General features: G+C 69.7%; 17 protein-coding genes and 7 pseudogenes. 8 read left to right on the forward strand and 16 right to left on the reverse strand.

Annotated elements, in window-relative coordinates:
* Both AB0N06_RS34145 and AB0N06_RS34150 read right to left on the reverse strand, forming a co-directional pair.
* Positions 1-239: SDR family NAD(P)-dependent oxidoreductase (locus tag AB0N06_RS34145; protein WP_366138569.1), on the reverse strand; the 239-nt coding region annotated here is incomplete at its 3' end.
* Positions 240-428: 189 nt separating this feature from the next.
* Positions 429-1,367, reverse strand: coding sequence for a LysR family transcriptional regulator (locus tag AB0N06_RS34150; RefSeq protein ID WP_366138586.1), 939 nt, complete (start codon positions 1,365-1,367; stop codon positions 429-431).
* A 153-nt stretch (positions 1,368-1,520) separates the two neighbouring features.
* Between AB0N06_RS34150 and AB0N06_RS34155 the strand changes: the two genes are divergently transcribed.
* A complete protein-coding gene (locus tag AB0N06_RS34155; RefSeq protein WP_366138570.1) occupies positions 1,521-1,814 on the forward strand; it encodes a muconolactone Delta-isomerase family protein in 294 nt (97 codons plus the stop codon).
* A gap of 95 nt (positions 1,815-1,909) precedes the next feature.
* On the opposite strand, the pseudogene AB0N06_RS34160 reads toward AB0N06_RS34155, so the two are convergent.
* Positions 1,910-2,318 (reverse strand): annotated as a pseudogene (locus AB0N06_RS34160) (IS5 family transposase); the annotation flags it as partial.
* Positions 2,319-2,397: 79 nt separating this feature from the next.
* Here AB0N06_RS34160 and AB0N06_RS34165 point away from each other — a divergent pair.
* Positions 2,398-2,676 (forward strand): annotated as a pseudogene (locus tag AB0N06_RS34165) (FAD-dependent oxidoreductase); the annotation flags it as partial.
* Positions 2,677-2,753: 77 nt separating this feature from the next.
* Here the strand turns inward: AB0N06_RS34165 and AB0N06_RS34170 are convergent.
* The 4 genes from AB0N06_RS34170 to AB0N06_RS34185 form a co-directional block, all read right to left on the reverse strand.
* Positions 2,754-2,948 (reverse strand): hypothetical protein, encoded by a 195-nt coding sequence (locus AB0N06_RS34170; RefSeq protein WP_366138571.1) that lies wholly within the window; start codon positions 2,946-2,948, stop codon positions 2,754-2,756.
* Positions 2,949-3,717: 769 nt separating this feature from the next.
* Positions 3,718-4,257, reverse strand: a complete 540-nt coding sequence (locus AB0N06_RS34175; RefSeq protein WP_366138572.1) for a recombinase family protein — start codon at positions 4,255-4,257, stop codon at positions 3,718-3,720.
* A 91-nt stretch (positions 4,258-4,348) separates the two neighbouring features.
* Positions 4,349-5,152, reverse strand: a complete 804-nt coding sequence (locus AB0N06_RS34180) for a phosphatidate cytidylyltransferase (RefSeq protein ID WP_366138573.1) — start codon at positions 5,150-5,152, stop codon at positions 4,349-4,351.
* A complete protein-coding gene (locus AB0N06_RS34185) occupies positions 5,149-6,912 on the reverse strand; it encodes a histidinol-phosphate transaminase (protein WP_366138574.1) in 1,764 nt (587 codons plus the stop codon). The genes AB0N06_RS34180 and AB0N06_RS34185 overlap by 4 nt, the downstream gene beginning before the upstream one ends.
* 246 nt (positions 6,913-7,158) lie before the next feature.
* Between AB0N06_RS34185 and AB0N06_RS34190 the strand changes: the two are divergent.
* Both AB0N06_RS34190 and AB0N06_RS34195 read left to right on the forward strand, forming a co-directional pair.
* Positions 7,159-7,539 (forward strand): annotated as a pseudogene (locus AB0N06_RS34190) (alpha/beta hydrolase); the annotation flags it as partial.
* 316 nt (positions 7,540-7,855) lie between these two features.
* On the forward strand, positions 7,856-9,193 hold the full coding sequence (locus tag AB0N06_RS34195; RefSeq protein WP_366138575.1) for an epoxide hydrolase: 1,338 nt from the start codon (positions 7,856-7,858) through the stop codon (positions 9,191-9,193).
* A gap of 177 nt (positions 9,194-9,370) precedes the next feature.
* Here the strand turns inward: AB0N06_RS34195 and AB0N06_RS34200 are convergent, their stop codons facing one another.
* On the reverse strand, positions 9,371-9,970 hold the full coding sequence (locus AB0N06_RS34200; RefSeq protein WP_366138576.1) for a cysteine hydrolase: 600 nt from the start codon (positions 9,968-9,970) through the stop codon (positions 9,371-9,373).
* A gap of 97 nt (positions 9,971-10,067) precedes the next feature.
* The gene (locus AB0N06_RS34205) at positions 10,068-11,312 is read right to left on the reverse strand and encodes an MFS transporter (protein ID WP_366138577.1); all 1,245 of its coding nucleotides are present in this window, start codon (positions 11,310-11,312) and stop codon (positions 10,068-10,070) included.
* Between the two features lie 139 nt (positions 11,313-11,451).
* On the opposite strand from AB0N06_RS34205, the gene AB0N06_RS34210 reads away from it, so the two are divergent.
* Both AB0N06_RS34210 and AB0N06_RS34215 read left to right on the forward strand, forming a co-directional pair.
* Positions 11,452-12,387, forward strand: coding sequence for a LysR family transcriptional regulator (locus tag AB0N06_RS34210; protein WP_366138579.1), 936 nt, complete (start codon positions 11,452-11,454; stop codon positions 12,385-12,387).
* A gap of 115 nt (positions 12,388-12,502) precedes the next feature.
* Positions 12,503-12,595 (forward strand): annotated as a pseudogene (locus AB0N06_RS34215) (Tn3 family transposase); the annotation flags it as partial.
* A 111-nt stretch (positions 12,596-12,706) separates the two neighbouring features.
* On the opposite strand, the gene AB0N06_RS34220 reads toward AB0N06_RS34215, so the two are convergent.
* The 3 genes and pseudogenes from AB0N06_RS34220 to AB0N06_RS34230 all read right to left on the reverse strand — a co-directional run.
* The gene (locus AB0N06_RS34220; RefSeq protein WP_366138580.1) at positions 12,707-13,510 is read right to left on the reverse strand and encodes a MerR family transcriptional regulator; all 804 of its coding nucleotides are present in this window, start codon (positions 13,508-13,510) and stop codon (positions 12,707-12,709) included.
* Positions 13,503-14,039 (reverse strand): VOC family protein, encoded by a 537-nt coding sequence (locus tag AB0N06_RS34225; protein ID WP_366138582.1) that lies wholly within the window; start codon positions 14,037-14,039, stop codon positions 13,503-13,505. Before AB0N06_RS34225 ends, AB0N06_RS34220 begins: the two co-directional genes overlap by 8 nt.
* A 245-nt stretch (positions 14,040-14,284) precedes the next feature.
* Positions 14,285-14,494, reverse strand: a pseudogene (locus tag AB0N06_RS34230) (zinc ribbon domain-containing protein); the annotation flags it as partial.
* Between the two features lie 582 nt (positions 14,495-15,076).
* Here AB0N06_RS34230 and AB0N06_RS34235 point away from each other — a divergent pair.
* On the forward strand, positions 15,077-16,303 hold the full coding sequence (locus AB0N06_RS34235) for an IS110 family transposase (RefSeq protein ID WP_366138583.1): 1,227 nt from the start codon (positions 15,077-15,079) through the stop codon (positions 16,301-16,303).
* A 21-nt stretch (positions 16,304-16,324) separates the two neighbouring features.
* On the opposite strand, the pseudogene AB0N06_RS34240 reads toward AB0N06_RS34235, so the two are convergent.
* Positions 16,325-16,543: pseudogene (locus AB0N06_RS34240) on the reverse strand (RNA-guided endonuclease TnpB family protein); the annotation flags it as partial.
* Positions 16,544-16,568: 25 nt separating this feature from the next.
* Here AB0N06_RS34240 and AB0N06_RS34245 point away from each other — a divergent pair.
* Positions 16,569-17,219 carry an HAD-IA family hydrolase gene (locus tag AB0N06_RS34245; protein WP_366138584.1) on the forward strand — a complete coding sequence of 217 codons (651 nt, stop codon included), beginning with the start codon at positions 16,569-16,571 and terminating at the stop codon, positions 17,217-17,219.
* Between the two features lie 156 nt (positions 17,220-17,375).
* Here the strand turns inward: AB0N06_RS34245 and AB0N06_RS34250 are convergent, their stop codons facing one another.
* The 3 genes and pseudogenes from AB0N06_RS34250 to AB0N06_RS34260 all read right to left on the reverse strand — a co-directional run.
* The gene (locus AB0N06_RS34250) at positions 17,376-17,576 is read right to left on the reverse strand and encodes a hypothetical protein (protein WP_366138587.1); all 201 of its coding nucleotides are present in this window, start codon (positions 17,574-17,576) and stop codon (positions 17,376-17,378) included.
* An 18-nt stretch (positions 17,577-17,594) separates the two neighbouring features.
* Positions 17,595-18,425 (reverse strand): annotated as a pseudogene (locus AB0N06_RS34255) (FAD-dependent oxidoreductase); the annotation flags it as partial.
* Positions 18,426-18,457: 32 nt separating this feature from the next.
* On the reverse strand, positions 18,458-18,785 hold a 328-nt coding region (locus AB0N06_RS34260; RefSeq protein ID WP_366138585.1), incomplete at its 5' end, for an IS3 family transposase.

Raw genomic sequence — 18,785 nt, forward strand, 5'->3', positions numbered from 1 at the left:
ACCAGGGTGTCGATCCGGCCGAAGCGCTCGACGGCAGCGGAGACCAGGCGGTCGGCGGTGGCCGGGTCGGCGATGTCCCCGGGGACGGTCAGCACGCCCGCGTCGTTGGCGGGGGCGATGGTGCGCGAGGTGGCGACGACGGCGTGGTCGAGCTTGCGGTAGGCGTCGACCAGGCCGGCGCCGATGCCCTGCGAGGCTCCGGTGATGACGGCGACCTTCTGCTGATTCTGCATGCCCATGATAGTTCTCCTGAGGTGCGGGCGAGCGCGAGCGCGCGCTCGGTGGGGAGCGGGATTCCTCGACCTCGGCTCCGGCCGCCGGTCGACTCCTCGACGGTAGGCAGCGCGGCCCGCGCAGGGCAACGCTGAAACGCCCCGTCCCCGGGACCGGCCTCCTCCCTGCTGGAAGGCCCAGCCCTCCAGCCCTGATCAGCGCCCCTGGCCGCGCTCCGGCCGGTGCGGGTCGCCGACCGGCAGCCAGACGTCTGGGCCCTGCAACCCGAGGGCGTCGACGCCGTCGCAGAGCGCGTCGACCACCGCGAGTACCGCGGGACGCTCCTCGTCCGCGCGCCGCACCAGCGACCACGTCCAAAACACCTGCGGCGCCACCACCGGGCGGTGGACCAGGTCGGGCGGCAGCGCGGTGGTCTGCCCCTTGGGGGAGTTGAGGACCGGCCGGCCGAGGCGGCGGACGTGGTCGAAGAACGCGGGGCCGGTCACGCCGCCGTCCGAGATCCGCTTCGGCACAGCGCCCGTGTCCCGGGACAGTTCCTCGGCGTAGTCGTTCCACGACGCCCAGGAGGTGGCATCCTCGTCGAGCAGCACGACGGTGTCCTGGGTACGCACCGGACCGGTGCCGTCTCCCGAGGACACGGCGTAGAGGCGGTCCGCGCCGACCAGACGGGCCGTCAGGCCCAGCCGCTCCAGGTCCTCCTGGCGGACCCAGCACACCGCGAGGTCGAGGCTGCCGTCGGCGACCCGGGACGCCTGGGTGTGGGACGGTGCGACCCACGCGTCCACGTGAACCCGGGCCGCCGCCGTGCGGGTGGCGAGGTCGGGCGGCAGCCAGTTGACGTAGCCCAGCCGGACCGGCTGCGAACCGGACAGCCGCCCCGCCCGGCGCTTGAGGTCCTCGGCCCGGTCCAGCAGGGAGCGCACGTGCGGGAGCAGCGCCGTGCCCGCCGGAGTCAGCGCCACCGAACGCCGGTCGCGGTCGAACAGCACCACCCCGAGATCGCGTTCCAGCGCCTTGATCTGCTGGGACAGCGACGGCCCGGCGATCAGCAGCCGAGCGGCAGCCCGCCCGAAGTTCAGCTCCTCGGCGACCGCGACGAAGTACCGCAACTGGCGAAGCTCCACGCCCCTGATGTTAGGGCCGATAGGAGGCCGCGCCTACCAGCAGAGAGGACACCGGTCGTGGCGGCGGGCCCGGGGCGGACACACCATGGGGACACGGCGGTGCCCACAGTCCGGGGCACCGCCCGGGCCGCAGCAGGAAACCCGCGAAAGAAGCAGAGGATCATGAACGAGTACCTGGTCGAGATCACCACCACCGTGCCCGAGGGCACCACCCCCGAGGAAGTCGACCGCCGCCGCGCCGCCGAGGCCGTACGCGCCCGCGAACTGGCCGCCAGCGGCCACCTGGCACGTCTGTGGCGCCCGGTCGGAGAGCTGCGCAGCATCGGCATTTGGCTCGCCGCCGACGAGGACGAACTCCACGACGAGGTCCTCGGAACCCTGCCGCTCCGCCCGTGGATGACCGTCACCGTGACCGCGCTAGAACCCCACCCCAACGACCCCGGCCGCCCGTCCTGATGATCGGTCGACTTCCGGGTGAGGCGAAGGTGGAGGCTTCGGAGGGAAAGGGAGTACGCCGGCAGCGGCGAAGTCGACCCGGCCGAAAACTCAAAAAGCCCTTCGTCGGGGCGATGTTGTCCGGGGGCCGATCTCCGCTTTGGGATCCGTGCCGGTCGGTCTTGTGTGGCGCCCCTGCCGCGTGTTGGTGGGCCCGACATGTCGTGGAGTCGATACTCACCATGCTCCAGTCGATTCGGCCCTGAGTGTCGGCATCGGCCTGAACAGCCTGGAGGAGCCGGTCCCAGGTGCCGTGTGCAGACCCACGGCGATGACGCTCATGGACCGTCTTCCAGCTTCCGAACCGCTCAGGCAAGTCACGCCGAGGGACACCCGTACGAACCCGGAAAGGATCCCGTTGACCACCACTCGGTGGTCGCACCAACGCCCGCCACAACGCCCGGACTTCGGCAGATGAGGCACAAGCCGTGCCCACTTCTCACTCGCCAGATCGCCCCGCCCCACGACCGAGTGAATGATCTTGGAGCGAGGCGGTCACATCATCCACCGGACAGGCCCTAGTACGTCGTTACGTCAACGGAGGGCTCCAGCCGGCGTCTTCCCTTCCGACAACGACACGTTCCCGGTGAACCTGGTGCTCTCCATGGGTGATCCGACCCGAGGCGCGCTCACCGACCCCGCCGCGTTCGAGGTCGTCGCCCGCCGCTTCCCCGCCACCGCCGCCTGGCCCGACCTGGCTCCCGAACCACAGCCGGCCGGCCTGGCGATGGCCGGCCTGGACAACCGCTGGACCGCCCTCGCCGACGGTGACGGACCGAGCATCACCGGCCTGGTCAACGCCGGGGACAGCAGCCTGCTCACCCCTTGTGCGGCTCGCAGCGAACCGCCGCTCCAGGACAGCCGACCCCGGCGAGGCCGTAGGGTGTACCGTCCAGCGGGCTACAGTCCCAGGTCGAAGGCCAGGCACGAGTAATGCTTCCAGGAGCCTTCTGGGTTGTATGAGGCGTTCACCCCGCCGCTCTGCACAGCGTCCACCTCTTCGCTCATGTCCTCGAAGCGGATGCGCTCGGGAAGTCTGCCGAACCGCGCCTGCCGTGCCGCCGCGTCGGCGTTCACGGTGAGTTTCTCGTTCATGACCATGCTCCACTTCGTCGATCGTGGATTGCGTCCTGTTTGTTGCCTTGGACGATTATCAGCTTGCGCCTTTTCGCGTCACCTGTCAAGACAGTGACGGGAAAGGTGAGTGGTGCGAGGGTCGGGGTCGTGCGCAGGTCCGGCCGCACCACAAGCCGGGTTCGACACGTAGGTCAAGGCGATGCCTGCCCGTACGGGCGATCTTTTGAGCGTTTTCAGCAGGAAGGTGTACGGAGCGAACATTGACGGCGCTGCCCGAGTTCGAGCTGTCAAGGCAGCCACGACGTGCCGCCGACGCGGCATTTCGCGTTGCACATGTGCCGGTCAGGGCTTCCGGCCGCCGCGGCGTCTCACTGACCATCGAGGACGGCATGCACGGCTGCAGTGCAGACGTCCTGCGGCACCGGGGTTAACCGGGTCCCGGAACGCCTGGAGCACCCGGGCGTCGCCACCGTCGAGGTGGACGAGGGCATGTCAGTCTGCGGGAAGACCGCACCCGATCCGGTCCGGGGGCGTGCGAGGTACATGTGCGCAACCGGTGACACGTCACCGCTCTGACAGGTTGTGAGGGTTACGTTGCCAGTAGGGCCTGTCAAGACGCCACGTGCCTCGGTGAACCCGGCGTCATCTTGTCCACGTCATCGCGGTGTGGAAAGCAGGACATCAGCCGACAGGCTCCTACTCGATTCGAAGGCCCCGATGCACAGACACAGACCCGGCTGGGGCGCGCTCACGGCCGGTGCCGTGACCGTCCTGGCCCTCGGGCTCGTCACCCCGCCCGCGGCCGCCATTCAGGCCGCCGCGCCGAGGACAGCGGCACAGGCGGCCGCGACGACGGCATGGCAGGACGGTGCGTTCCACGTGGACGGCACTTCTCCCGCTCGTCGTAGAGCCGCTGGGCGAGCGCGGCCTGGTCCTCGGTGAGCTTCTGTCGGCGCCCGCCGACCCGGCCGCGGGCCCGTGCGGAGGCGAGCCCGTCGTTGGTGTTGGCCACGATCAGCTCGCGCTGGAGCTCGGCGAGCACGCTGAGCATGCCGAACATCGCCCGACCCTCCATCGTGGACGTGTCGATGCCCTGCTCGATCACGTGCAGCCCGATGCCACGCTCGCGCAGGTCGGCGCCGAGCGTCACCAGGTGGAGCACCGAGCGGGAGAGCCGGTCGAGCCGCGTGACCTTCAGCGTGTCGCCCTCGCGTAGCAACTGGAGCACGAGGCCGAGCTTCGGCCGGGACGCCTTCGCACCGCTTGCGGTGTCGACGTGGATGTTGTCGCGGTCGACGAACCGCTCGCCGGCCGGGCCGTCCGCCACAGGGCGGAGGTGCCCCCCACGCAACCGCAACCGGCCCTGGCCCCGGTCAGCCTCACGCCCACCCCGTCACATGGCTCACTCCGCCCATGGCTCACTCCAGCACCAACAGCACCGCCAGGGCGACAAGGAGGGAGTCGATCCGGTCGAGGAGGCCGCCGGAGCCGGGCAGCCACCGGCCGGCGTCCTTGGCGCGGGCGCCCCGCTTGACCATCGACTCCAGCAGGTCCCCGAGCGGGCCGCCGACCGCCACGGCCACCGCTGTCTGCCACGTCAGGGAGGACAGCACGGCCAGCGTGAGGAGACCGGCCGCGGCCCCGGCCAGCGTGCCGCTCCACCGCTTGGCGGGCGACAGCGGGGAGAGCCGGGGGCCGCCGAGACGGCGACCCGCCGCGTACGCGACGATGTCGGCGATCGACACGGCCACGAACAGGACGAGGCCGAGGGCACCGGACGGTACGAGGCCGGCCAGGACGCCCAGCCACACGAGCCCCAGCAGGCCCGCCCCCAGGCGGCGGAGACCGTGCTCCGCGTCGCCCGAGAGCAGCGGCACCCCGGCGATCGCAAGCGCCCCGGCCGCCGCCACCCGGAGCACCTCCCCGGGGGCCAGCCAGGCAGTCAGGACGAGTCCGACGATCGCCGCGCCCAGCACCGCCCGGTCCATCGGTCCCAGCCGGAGCAGCCCGCCGAACTCCGCCACCGCGACCACACCGACCACGGCCGCGAGCACCGCGATCCCCGGTGGACCGAGCCAGAACGCGGCGGTCACCAGGGGCACTCCGAGCGCCCACACGCACCAGCGGACCATCAGCTCACGGCGCCGGGTCGCCGCCACCGCGACGCCCCCGACCGTCAGTGCCCCGCCGAGGTACGGCACGAGACCGGCGACCGTCGTCACCGGGAGGCCCGCCCCGGCGCGCCCGACACCACCGCGTCCGGCGCGCGCAGCGCGTCCAGGGCGCTCCGGCACGCCGCCACGATCCGCGCGTTCTCCGCCGTGTCGCGGATGGCGATCCGGACGGTCCGCCCCTCGTACGCCGGGGACATCGGCGACAGGTCACGCAGGAACACGTCGTGCCGCCGGCACTCGCGCACCAGCCGCGCCGCGCTCGGTCCGTCCGGCGGCAGGGTCACCGTGAGGAAGTTCGCGACCCCCTCGTCGACCGAGGAGAACCCGTCCAACTCCCCAAGATCGTACGCGAGTTCCCGGCGCATCACATGGGTGCGGGCCCAGCGCTCCGCGTAGTACGCGGGGTCGCGCAGCGCCGTCACGGCAGCCAGCTGGGCCGGCAGGCTCACGGGCCACGGCGGCGTCCAGCGGCGCAGCTCCCCGGCCGTCTCCGGACCGGCCACCAGGTACGCGGCCCGCATCCCCGACAGCGCGTACATCTTCGACAGCGAGGTGCAGACCACGACCCGGGCGTCGGCCGAGGCGAGCCCGGCAAGCGAGTCCGCCGGATCGACATAGCCCAGGTACGCCTCGTCGATCCACCACCGGGTCCGCGCGGGCGAGGCCTCGATCACCGCGCGCAGCGCGTCGGCCGGGGTGTGGCGGCCGGTCGGGTTGTTCGGGTTGACCACCACCACGAGGTCGTACCGTCCGTCGCCGGTCGCGGCGGCGAGCCGGGCCGGGTCGAGCAGCCAGCCGTCCTCCCGGCGCAGCTGGAGCCGGTCGACCCGGCAGCCGATCACCCGCTCGGTGACATGGGCGTACTCCCCGTAGCCCGGATCGAGGATGAGCACCCGGCTCCCCGGTGTCAGCCACCGGCCGAACGCCCGGAAGATCAGATCGGACGAGCCCGCCCCGACGACCAGCGACTCCACCGGCAGCCCGCGGACCCCGGCGATCTCCGCGAGCAGTCCCTCCGCGCCCGTCGGCGGTGAGGTCCGGGCCGCCCACCCCGGATCCGCCGAAAGGGCCGCGCGGACCCCCGGGGACGGCGGGAACCAGGCGTCCAGCACATCCGCCGCGACCACCTCGTGACGGCGGGTCAGCGTCCGGAAGTCGGTGCCGATCGCCGAGAAGAACGCCCCGCCGTGCTCACAGCCGTCCGCACGCGGCGCGAAGGGCACGTCGAGCCGCCAGTCGAGGCCCGTCCGCAGCCGCTCCAGGGTCCGGCCGTGGCGCTCCGCGACCGTCCTCGTCAGCTCGGCCACGGAGCCACTGAGGACCTCGAACGAGACCGCGCCCGAGCGGACCGTGCGCCCCACCGGCCGCAGCCCGGCGGCGAGGTACATGTCGAGCAGCTCCGTGCGTCCCATCGCCACCACCCGGCAGCCGCCCCGCGCCGCGACCCAGCGCAGCGCCGCGTACATGAGGAGCGGCGCCGCCGCGGTGGACCGCCAATGCTCCTCGACGGTCAGGACGCGGATCTCGAACGGCGCCTCCTCGGTCAGGACCGGCAGCTCCTCGCGCGTCAGGTACTTGTCGAGGGAGTAGCGGCCGACCCACGGCGGGGTGAGGCTGACGAAGCCGATCCGCGTCTCGCCGCGCGCGGCCACCAGATAGACGCTGTCGCCGTCGAGTCCGTCGCTCAGCCTTCCCGACGGATCCACCGGATGCTGGCCGAGCTCCTCCGCGTACACCCGGTGGCGCAGTTCGTGGATCCAGTCGTGATCCCGAGACGTGGCAGTGCGAAGCTGCAGGGCGTGGCCCATGCGTATGTCCCCCCTGAGACGGTCCGGCGTTCGCGCCCAGCATGGAGGAGTTCGGCGGACGGCACCTGAGTACGCGTACTCAGCCGGACAGCGGGGGGTGGAAGCGGTCCGGCGAGGCCGACCTCCACCAGGTAGGAGCCCAGCTTCTCCTGGACCGTCTCCCACGCGAGCAGCTGCTTGGACCAATCGGCGTACTCCTCCGAGCCGACCACCGCCACGTTGCCGGTGCGCAGTTCCTCCGCCAGGGCGGTGAAGGCCGACCGGTACGCCTACTACAGCTCCTTCTACCAGGACTTCTACAACCTGGACGAGAACCTGGGCACGCGCATCAGCGAGGAGGCCGTCCGCAACTGGAACGTCGCGGCGGGCGGCGGCGCCCATGCGGCCGCGGCGGCGCCGCTCACCTGGGGCACGGACTTCCGCGCCGACATTCCGAAGATCGACGTGCCGGCTCTCATCCTGCACGGAACGGGCGACCGGATCCTGCCGGTGGATTCCACGGCCCGCCTCTTCCACAAGGCTCTTCCTTCCGCCGACTACGTGGAGATCGACGGTGCGCCGCACGGGCTGCTGTGGACCCACGCGGACGAGGTGAACACGGCGCTGCTCGAGTTCCTGGCCAAGTAGGACCGACCTGTCCGGTCCGTTCGCCCGCCGGTGCCACTGCGGGCGAACAGACCGGACGGCGACCGCCGGGTTCGGGCAGGACCCGGGCTCACACGTGTCTCACATTTTGCAGGCAGACGACTGATCAACCGTTCAATACGTGTGAATACCAGGTATGGTTGCTGTCCGAGACACCCCAGGTGTGCACTTGGGGATACTTCGCACCTTATGGTGTTTGCCTGCCGAGGTGGCCGATTTGCGCGCAAACACAACAGCACCGTGGGTGCGACAACGAATCATCCGACATTCCTGCTTCATGCCACAGAAGGAGTCTTCGATGACAGAGAACGAGCGCTCGCGTCGGCTCGGCACCGATCGTCGCCGTTTCCTGGGTTTCGCGGCGGCTGGTGTCGTCGCCAGTCAGGTTGGCCTGGCCGGCCAGGCTCAGGCGGCATCTACGGGTTCCGGTACCGCGGCCGGGTGGGCGCCGCGGCCCGGCTCGGGCATCCGTCCTTTCCGTCTCAAGGTCCAGCAGAAGGAGCTCAACGAGATGCGACGGCGCATCCGGGAGACCCGCTGGCCTGACCGGGAGACCGTCAGGGACCGGTCTCAGGGCGCGCAACTGGCCAAGATGCGGCCGTTGATGGACTACTGGGGTACCAAGTACAACTGGCGCGACCTTGAGACGCGCCTCAATGCCCTGCCGCAGTACATCACGGAGATCGACGGGCTGGACATCCAGTTCGCGCACATCCGCTCCCCGCATGCCGACGCCATGCCGATGCTGATGACGCACGGCTGGCCCGGGTCGATCGTCGAGTTGCTGAAGATAATCGATCCGCTGACCAACCCCACGGCACACGGCGGGCGTGCCTCCGACGCCTTCCACCTGGTGCTGCCGACCTTGCCCGGCTACGGCTTCTCGGGCAACCCGACCAAGGGCAGGTGGAATCCCGACCGGACGGCGCGCGCGTTCCACGAGCTGATGCTGCGGCTCGGCTACCCGGAATACGTCTCCCAGGGCGGTGACTGGGGTGCGATCATCTCGGAGGTGCTGGCGGTTCAGCAGCCGAAGGGGCTGCTGGGTATCCATGTCAACATGCCCGGTACTGTGCCGGACGACATCCTGCGGCATCTGCGCAACTTCGATCCGGCTCCGGCGAACCTGTCGGCGGATGAGACGAGGGCTTACAACCGACTGCTTCACTTCTACCGCGACGGCTTCGGGTACGCGGCGATGATGAACCAGAGCCCGCAGACGATCGGCTACGCCCTGGCGGACTCTCCGGTCGCTATGGCGGCGTACTACTACGACAAGATCGCGGAGTGGACGGACTCCGACGGAGAGCCTGAGAAGCTCTTCACGTACGACGAGATGCTCGACGCTATCTCGCTGTACTGGCTGACCAACACCGGGGCGTCGTCGTCGCGGCTGTACTGGGAAGGCGCACAGGCCGGCGGCGGACCGTTCAACGCCGTTCCCATTCCGAAGCTTCCGGTCGCGGTGACGGTCTTCCCCGGCGAGATCTACCCGGCGCCGCGGAGTTGGGGTGAGCGGACCTTCGGCAACATCATCCACTGGAACGAGGTGGACAAGGGCGGTCACTTCGCCGCCTGGGAACAGCCGAAGATCCTGACCGACGAACTCCGCACCGCGTTCCGGGTGCTGCGGTAGAACGGCACGGGTGTCCGGGGCTGCGAGCACATCGCCGCCCCACACTCGGTCGCCGACGACAGCGCCGCCAGAATCGGTGAGAGCTCCGGGGCTGCTGCTGAGCCGGCACTGGGCTGCGGGCGGCCGCCACACCTGGTGGGTGCGGCGGCCGTGGGTGGGATCGGCGCGTGGTTCGAGTCAGTCGACCCGGAGCAGGGCGTGCAGCTCGGCGGTGTCGACCATGTGGGCCCGTGAGGGGAGAACTCGATGGAGCAGGACGTCGTGGACTTCGGTGTCTGGGTCGGCGACGCCGTCGGACAGGACGTAGAGCTGGTAGTCGCGGTCGGCCGCGTCGATGACGGTGGACAGGACGACGCCACTGGTACTGATGCCGGAGACCACCAGAGTGGTGATGCCGCGCTCGCGCAGCTGCTGGTCGAGATCGGTGGTGGACATGCCGCCGTAGCGGATCTTGCGCACGATGATGTCGCCGTCCTGGGGAGCCAGGTGCTCGTGGATGGCAGTGGCAGGGTCCTCGTGGTGCATGACACGGTGTTGGGCCAGCGGGGCGAAGGACTTGTTGACGGCCGGGACAGCGTCCCAGTCGGCCTCGGTGAAGCCGACGCGTACGTAGGCGATGGTGCCGCCCTTGGCGCGAACGTCGGCGATGGCCCGTTCCACGCGACCGAGCAGGGCCTCGCGGTCCCCGCCTTCGGGCAGCGCGGCCAGGGTCGCGGGCTGGTAGTCCATGACGAGAAGAGCGGTGCGCGCGGGGTCGAGTGCGGGGGCAGTGCTCACGCGAGTGTCCTCCTTGCTGGTGATGTGCCTGGTCGACGCGGACGTGCGCCGGTGGATCAGCTGCGGCCTGCGGGCTTCAGCGATGAGTTGTGGTGCGTCATGCGTGGCTACGGGACAGTTCCGGCTCGTGCTGCGACGTCTGGTCGCGCCGGGGAAGCAGGAGCGGGGTGGCCAGGATGAGCAGTCCCGCGGCGGTGAGAGCGGTGCGTGGGCTGGTGACGTCGGCGAGCAGCCCGCCGAGCGCGGTGAAGACAGCGATGGACGCCTGCTGGCCGATCGACCAGGCCGACAGGGTGCGGGCGACGAGGTGCTTGGGCGTGCGTTCGAGCCGGTAGGTGGCGAGCACCGGGGTGTACAGGCTCATGTTGATGATGATCGCCAGCTCGACGGCTATCACCGTGACGAGGCCGACGACGCCGGGACGGACGAAGGCCAGGCCGATCAGCCAGATGGCACGCAAGGTGCCGACGGTCCGGAAGACCCGGTCCCGGCCGTAGCGGGCCACGACACGCTGGGCCAGCCGGGAACCGATGAGTCCGCCGAGGCAGGGGGCGGCGAAGGCGAGGCCGTACTGCCAGGGCGAGAAGTCGAGTTGGCGAAGCAGGAGCACGGCGAGCACCGGCTCGGTGGCCATGATCAGACCGGAGACGAGCATGTTGTTGAGGTAGAGCGCCCGCAGACCGGGATCGCCCATGATGTGTCGCCAGCCGTCGAACGCTGCGCCCGCCCGGACCGGGTTCTTGCCGGTCGGTTGCGGTGCTTCCTCCCGGCCGCGGATCGCGGTAATGCCCAGCGCGGAGAGCAGGTAGCTGAGCGCGTCGGCCACCACGGTGGTGACCGGCCCGAACAGGCCGATCGCCGCCCCGCCCAGCGGTGGCCCGACCGCGATGGAGCTCCAGTTCGTGGATTCGAACCGCGCGTTGGCCACGAGCAGGTCGTCCGGCCGGACGAGGGCCTTGAGGTAGGCGCCGCTGGCCGCGTTGAACGCGATCTTGGCCGCGGCGACCACGATCGAGACCACGAGCAGCTGGACGAAGCCGAGTCGGCCGAAGGCGTAGGCGACCGGGATCGTCGCCATGGCCGCAAACCGGGTCAGGTCCATCGCGATCATGACCGGACGCTTGCGCCGGAACTCCACCCACGGCGCGAGCGGCACCGCGATCAGCGCGCCCACCGCAGGCCCCACCGCGGACAGCGCGGACACCTCAGCGGGGCCGGCGTGCAGCACCAGTACGGCGATCAGCGGCAATGCCCCGAACCCCAGCCCGGACCCGTACGCGCTCACCGCGTACGCCGCCCACAGCCAGCCGAACTGCCCGCCCAGCCGTCTCCTGCCCACCATGCTCAGTACGCTCCCTCGACGTCCCAACCGAACAAACCGACGTTGACCGATGAGAGCTAATCGGGCGGCACAACAGCAGGTCAAACAACCACCCTGCCAGCTATGTACAACCATGGGTTGTTCACTAAGGTGGGTCGGCGTGGATCTCGAAGCAGTGCGCACCTTTGCCGCCATCGCGGAAGCCGGCCAGTTCCAGAAGGCCGCCGTCGACCTGTCGGTCACCCAGCAGGCCGTCTCCAAGCGCGTCGCCGCACTGGAGCGCGACCTCGGTGTGCGGCTGTTCACCCGCACACCGCGCGGGGCCGAGCTCACCATCGACGGGCAGGCGTTCCTGCCCCACGCACGCGAGCTGCTGCGCGTCGCCGAGCGCGCGGTCGCGTCCGTACGCACCGGCCGCCGCCCGCTGCGAGTCGACGTGATCAACTCGCGCGGCGCGACGTCGGGCCTGATGCGCGACTTCCACCGCGCGCACCCCGAAATCGACCTGGACGTGCTGATGCTGTTCGAGATCGAGACCGCCGTCGCCGCTATCCGGTCCGGTGCGATCGACGCGTCCTTCCGCGCCGTCGCCATGCCCGGTCGGCCCCTTCCCGAGGGCATCGAGTCCGTCCGGGTGCTCGACGAGCCGCTCCAGCTCCTCACCGGCCCCGCCCACGCGCTGGCGGGCGCCAAGTCGGTGACCGTTGCCGAGTTGGTCGGGCACCGGATCTGGATGCCGGGCATCGTCCCCGGTACCGAGTGGGGCGCCTACTACGACGACCTCGTCGCCGAGTTCGGCCTCACCATCGAAGCGACCGGCCCCAACTTCGGCTCCGACGCGCTCCTCGACACCATCGCCGACACCCCGGCCCTGGCCACCTTCATGAGCGAGCAGACCCGCCTCGTCTGGCCCGCCGGCCACGGCCTGCGCCGCATCCCGGTGACCGACCCGACACCCGTCTACCCGCACTCGCTCCTCTGGCACCGCGACAACCCCCACCCGGCACTGGCCACCCTCCGAGCCCACCTCGCCGCCACAGCGGCCGGCCACGACGCCGCCAGTACTTGGGCGCCGGGCTGGGTGATTCCGCGCTGAACGACGCCGCGTCGTCGATCAGCGCGGCCGGATCGACGGACGGTAACTCGGTGGCAGACGTGGCCATCGGCACACTCCCGCTCTCCCCTCCCTATGCCTCCGCACCGCGAGCTACAGCGACATCGTCTTCGGCCTGCTCACGCTCGCCGGGTTCGCCTACGCTCCGCAGCTGGCGGACCTGCCGGACCGGAAGATGTGGCGCATCGACCACTCGGCCGGCTCTGCCGGGCGCAGGAGGTCAACGGCGGGCGTCGCCGGGGGCGAGCAGGCTGGTCAGCTCCGAGATCGCCTCCGGGGATGGCTGCTCGATACCCGCGCTCTACTGCCAGGTCGCGGTGTCGGGGTCGATGCAGTGGGCGCGCGCGCTGGCGTCGATGATTCGACGGAACCACGTGGCAAGGCCGGCGCGGATGCCGTCGTAGTGGGCAGCAAATGCCGGATCGGCCTCAAACATGCGGCCCAGACAGACCTGCATCTGCCTGGTGAGGGGAAAGTACGAAGCAAAAACTTCGCGGTGCCGCTCGACGAGTTGATTCGCTTCTGGGCTACCAGGTGTGACGCCGGCGTCCATCGCATCCCCGAGGGCGCGGTCGAGGCCGGCAACGGCTTCGGCGATGGCCTGCCATTCCTCCGGACCGCGAGAGGCTGAGCGTTCGGCGTACTGCAGCCATTGGGTCGTGTCTCCGTAGCGCTGACGGGCTTGGGCGGGCCAGTCCGGGTTCCACTGCGGGCCGAAGAGCGCGGCCTGCTGCTCGATGGTCAGCAGCAGGCCGCGCTCGTGGGCGTCGATCATCCGATCCAGTCCGGCGCTGAGCTGCTGGAGGCGGTCGATCCGTTCAGCAACCTGGGTGCGCTGCGCGCGCAATGCGCCGGGCACGTCTGCGGTCGAGTCGTCCAAGATGGCCCGAATCCTGTCCAGGCCGAGACCGAGCTCACGGTAGACGACGATGCGGTGCAGGCGTTCCAGATCACCAGCGGTATAGAGCCGGTATCCGGCAGCCGTGCGCAGCGACGGTCGCGCCAGACCGATCTCATCCCAGTGGTGCAGCGCGCGGACTGTCACGTCCAGACGCGTCGAGACCTGACCGACGGTCAGGCCATCGGCGTCAGTGGCATCAGGCATGCTCCCCATTGTCGCCGCGACCGTCGCCCGGTGGGGTGATCCCGATGGCTTCAAGGTTCCGCGCCTCCTGGCTGGCTGGATCAAAGGGCTTCGCCGCAGTGAAGACGATCCGTGCGTTCTCGGGGGTGATCACCTCCACGTCGCGGGTGTTCCAGGGAGTATCCCGTGGACCATCGACCGAGTTCGGGCGCAACGCACGACAGGCCTCGACAAGGGAATCGACCTGGCTGAGCACGCCCGCGAAACTGAAGCTCATCGCTGGTGGCTGCTCCGGCACGCTCGCCGCGGAGACGAGGAGTACGTCCTGGAACGCCCACCGGCGCAGATGCACAAGCGTGCCGGGGATGCTGAACAGCTCGAAGAACCCGAGCCCCCGAATCCAGAAGTCCACCGACGCCGCCAAATCGCTCGTGGGGATCGTCACGAACGCGGGCATTCCATAGATGCCACGGAACGGCTCCGGCGGAACCGCATCCGGGCCGGGAGCAGGCACGGGACTCATCTCAAACGCGTTGTAGTAGTCACTCATGCACGCCACCCTCCAGCCTCACGCAACGTGAGGGTCAAGCCGTGTCTGTGAATTCGATGCGATCAACGTTGTGGCCGGGTGCAATCAGGCGGCAGTACCAAAGCCTGTGGCGCTCGGCTCCTGGTGGTGGAGCTGGGTGAAGTCGACGTTCAGCTTCGAGCCGTACGCCTCGGGCACAAGGCCGAGTTCGTGGGTGAAGTACTCGCCCCGTGACTCCTCCGCCCCCTGAAGGCGGTGGCTTCTCGCTATGCCGGTTGGGCTTCGCGACGGGCCAGCCCGGCCCGTAGAACGTTCAGGGCACCCACTGTGTCGGCATGCGCGGTGTGGCCGCACACGGTGCAGTGGAACTTCTCCTGGGTGGGCCGGTTCTCCTTGGCGGTGTGGCCGCATGTGGGGCACCGCCGGGAGGTGTTGCGGGGGTCCACGGCCATCACTTCCCGTCCGGCGCTTTCAGCCTAATTCCCCTGTAAGGAGCTCACCGGCCCTCGCCGGTCGGTGAGGTGGTTCGAACGGGTTGTGACGCCTGCACCCCACCGGGCCGTCCAGGTCTCCGACGAGCACGGCTGCGCAACCCAGCTGGCGGGTGGTGGTCTCGTAAGTTCCGGTGGATACCTCTCAACGTCACGGCCAAGATGCCTTCGAGCGGTGCCATCCGGTGCTCTCGTGGCCGCCACCCACCCAGCGCTGACGCTGCTGGCGGTTGTGTGGGCTCCGGACGCACGCCTTCTTTCAGCCCGGCCATGATGTCTCCGCCAAGATCGGCGGCGTTCGGCCCCTTCACGGCCACCAGCGGCGTCAACACCATTTGCTTGATCACTCGTTGGAGTTGGTGGTTCGAGCCCGTCGCACGGTGATCTCTTGCAATCCCCGAGCCGTCCGAGCTCTGGGAACAGACCGGGGCCCGTGCGGTGAGCTGGTGCCACGAACGGCTTGTGAGGTGTCGGCCCGTTCCTTGATCGAGGCCTGGAATTAGGTCGCTGCGTGGCCCCGCATGCGCTCGTGACCAGCGCAAACACCCGCACTTCGAGGAGGGAAAGTTGATCTACTGCGGCATCGACTGGGCCGAGAAGACGCACGACGTCGCCCTGGTCGACGACGACGGCACGCTCCTGGCCAAGCGCCACATCACCGACGACGCGGCCGGCTACAAGATCCTGCTGGAACTGCTCGCCGAGCACGGCGACACCGAGGACAACCCGATCCCGGTCGCCATCGAGACCTCCCGCGGCCTGCTCGTCGCGGTCCTGCGGACCGGGAAGCGCCAGGTCTACGCCATCAACCCGATGGCCGCCGCACGCTACCGCGACCGCCACGCGGTCACACGGAAGAAGTCCGACCCCGGCGACGCCCTCGTCCTGGCGAACATCCTCCGCACCGATATGCACGCCCACAGGCCGTTGCCCCAGGACAGCGATCTCGCCCGCGCCATCGCCGTCCTCGCCCGCGCCCAGCAGGACGCCGTCTGGAACCGGCAGCAGCTCGCCAACCAGCTCCGCTCGCTCCTGCGCGAGTACTTCCCCGCCGCCCTCGACGCCTACCTGCACTGGCAGAACGGTCTCTGCCGCCCCGAGACCCGCGTGCTGCTGGAGCTCGCCCCCACGCCCTCGCGGGCGGCCCGGCTGTCGCTCGCGCAACTGCGCTCGGCGCTCAAGCGCGCCGGCCGCCAGCGCCGGATCGATACCGACGCCGAGCGCATCCGCGAGGTCCTGCGGGCCGAATACGCGCACCAGCCGCCGCTGGTCGAGGACGCGCTCGGCAAGCAGATGCTCGCTCTGCTGCGGCAGCTCGACGCCGCCTGCACGGCCGCTGACCAGCTCGCCGAGGCGGTGGAAGAGGCTTTCCCCCAGCATCCGGACGCCGAGATCATCCTGAGCCTCCCCGGGCTCGGCACCCAGCTCGGCGCCCGGATCCTCGCTGAGATCGGGGACGACCACGCCCGCTTCGCCACTGCCCGCGGTATGAAGGCCTACGCCGGTGCGTCCCCCATCACCAGGGCGTCCGGCAAGAAGTCCAGCATCACCAGACGCTGGGTGAAGAACGACCGGCTCAACCACGCCGGCTACCTGTGGGCCTTCGCCTCACTGACCCACTCACCGGGCGCAAAGGCCCACTACGACCGCCGCCGCGAGGCCGGGGACTGGCACGCCGCCGCTCAGAGAAACCTCTTCAACAAGATGATCGGCCAGCTCTACCACTGCCTCCAGAAGCACATCCTGTTCGACGAGAACCTCGCCTTCCCCACACAACTTCTCGAAGCTGCTTGACGACTTAGCTCCGTGAGGTGTCTTGGCGGTCAAGATCACGAGGAACACCCCCCAACCGGCATCATTGATCGAACGGTTCAGCCCGGCTTTGCCCGCGGCTCCGTTGGGCAGGAAGCTGCCAGGCCGGCCAGGGTCGGGCTTCGGTGCGGGTGCCCGGCTCATGTTGCGGATCTTGAGGTCTTCGTGCGCGATGAAGTCGTGTTCGCGTACGAGGTCGAGCGCGGTTTTGTGCGCATGGTTCGGGGCCGGGCTGCCAGATGTCTCCGTGCCGTGTGCGGACGGCGTCGGGCAGTGGCGCGAGCCCGAGCCGAAGGTCAGCCGGCGCGACCCCTCTGCTGCCCGCCGCGCTCGCCTTCGAGAAGCGCGAGGGACTGGCCGAGGCGACTCTCTCTACCTGGACCCCGAGGGAATCCTGCTCACTGAGAAGCTGGAGCGTGGCACGCTCACCCAGACGCAGTGGAACGAAGCGGCCGGCCGGCTTCTCGGCACCCAGCCGGACAACCTGATGGGCCGCATCTTCGCCGACCTGCGTCCCGAGACCTCGGTGATCGCCGCGGCCGCCGCCGCGCGCCTGGCCGGAGTGAGGATCGGTATCCTCTCGAACTCCGTCGGCCTGCTCCCGTGGAACTTGTACGACGGCTACGAGCTGGAGAGGCTCTACGACGCCGTGGTGCTGTCCGAGGTCCACGGGACGCGCAAGCCCGAACCGCAGATGTACCGGCATGTGCTCGACGAACTCGAACTGCGGGCCGAGGACTGCGTGTTCGTCGACGACACCGAGCAGTACCTACCGCCCGCGGCGGAACTGGGATTCGCGACCGTCCACGCCACGGACCCCGCCCGGACGGTCGCCACCCTGGAAACCCTGCTCGGCATCCCGCTGACCGGCAAGGACCCCGACCGGGTCACTGCATGAGGAGACGCATATGAAACTGGGCCTGGCCCTTCCGACCTTCGGTCCCGACGCCCAGCCGGAAGGCATCCTGCGCGTCTGCCGTACCGCAGAGGAGATGGGATACGACTCCCTGTGGACGGGTGACCGCGTGCTCGCCCCCCGCGTGCCCGGAGCTCCCTACCCGAGCAGCGACGGCACTTCGGGCAGACGCTCGCCACCCTGGCCGAGCGCGTCGATCTGGCCGGCCGCTTCTTTGCAGGGGTCCGCCGCGGCTGACGGCGCTCGGTCCCCGTCCCCCGTCCCCGTCAGCGAGGCCAGCCGGTTCCGGCTGGCCTCGAACCGGCTGGTGTCGAAGCGATCAGTGGCGGTGCTGTCCACGCGGACCACCCTAGGCGGCTACCCGACCGGCTTCCCAGCGGACGCGACGGCGTTTTCGGCGGTCGCGTCCGGCGCGGCGGCCAGGCGGTGCTTGCGCTTGGGCATGTAGAGGGTCGGGTGCGCGGTGGCCCACCGGGAGAGCTCGACGAGGCCCGACTTGATCCGTGCGATGTTCCGGCCGCCCATGTGCTTCTGCTTTGCCTGCCCTTCGTTGTCGACCATCTGCCAGATCGCGTCCTGCCGCCCGAGGCTGATGTGGTTGTACGTGTAGACCAGCTTGGCGTTCGCGATCTTGCGGCCGGTCAGGTGTCCCACGATCGACTCGATGGCCTGCTGGCTGGTGCAGGCGGCCGAGGAGCAGGACATCGGCAGCAGCCGGCCGTTGTCGCCGATGGCGTAGGCGCTGTCGCCGATGGCGTAGACGTTCGGGTGCGACACCGACCGCATGGTGCGGTCGACGACGATCCGACCGTCCTCGGTGACCTCCAGCCCGCCGGCGGCGGCGATGGGATCGACCGCGAACCCGGCCGTCCACACGGTTGCGTCGGACGCCAGAGCGGAGCCGTCGGCGCACAGCACCCGCGCCGCTTCGACGGCTTCGACGCAGGTGTGTTCCAGGACGGTGACGCCCAGCCGGTCGCAGGCCCGGCGCAGGTGGCCGCGGGCTCCGGCGGAGAGCCGGGCGCCCAACTCGCCGCGGGCGATCAGCGTCACCGACAGCCCGGGCCGGGACTCGGCGATCTCGGTGGCGGTCTCGATACCGGTCAGCCCGTCGCCGACGACCACCACACTTCCGCCATCGCCCCGCCTGCCCAGGCTGTCCAGGCGCTCGCGCAGCCGCAGCGCCGAGTGAGGTTCCCCCGCTGCGCGGGAATGGCTGACTAGCTGGTCAGAGCGGGTTGACGTGGTTTCAGATTCACTGGTTCGGTCGCTGCCTGGCTGGCGTAGTGCTTCTCTTCGAACTCGATGGGGCTGAGGTAGCCGAGGCGCTTCTGGATGCGGCGGGGGTTGTAGAAGCCGTCGATGTACTCGAAGAGCGCGAGGTTGGCCTCGGCTCTGGTGTCGAAGGTCCGTCCGCGGATGCACTCCGTCTTGATCAGCATCCACAGGTTCTCCGCCAGGGCATTGTCGTAAGAGTCGCCGACCGAGCCCATGGACGCCTGGACACCCGCTCTGACCAGCCGTGTTGTGAGCTTGATAGACGTATAT

This window comes from Streptomyces sp. NPDC051020 (assembly GCF_040683105.1).
Lineage (GTDB): Bacteria > Actinomycetota > Actinomycetes > Streptomycetales > Streptomycetaceae > Streptomyces.

Bases quoted from the DNA above. Each gene is read 5' to 3' on its own strand.
- AB0N06_RS34155 (WP_366138570.1), top strand. From the start codon at position 1,521: ATGAACGAGTACCTGGTCGAGATCACCACCACCGTGCCCGAGGGCACC.
- AB0N06_RS34170 (WP_366138571.1), bottom strand. From the start codon at position 2,948: ATGAACGAGAAACTCACCGTGAACGCCGACGCGGCGGCACGGCAGGCG.
- AB0N06_RS34185 (WP_366138574.1), bottom strand. From the start codon at position 6,912: ATGGGCCACGCCCTGCAGCTTCGCACTGCCACGTCTCGGGATCACGAC.
- AB0N06_RS34195 (WP_366138575.1), top strand. From the start codon at position 7,856: ATGACAGAGAACGAGCGCTCGCGTCGGCTCGGCACCGATCGTCGCCGT.
- AB0N06_RS34205 (WP_366138577.1), bottom strand. From the start codon at position 11,312: ATGGTGGGCAGGAGACGGCTGGGCGGGCAGTTCGGCTGGCTGTGGGCG.
- AB0N06_RS34220 (WP_366138580.1), bottom strand. From the start codon at position 13,510: ATGCCTGATGCCACTGACGCCGATGGCCTGACCGTCGGTCAGGTCTCG.
- AB0N06_RS34225 (WP_366138582.1), bottom strand. From the start codon at position 14,039: ATGAGTGACTACTACAACGCGTTTGAGATGAGTCCCGTGCCTGCTCCC.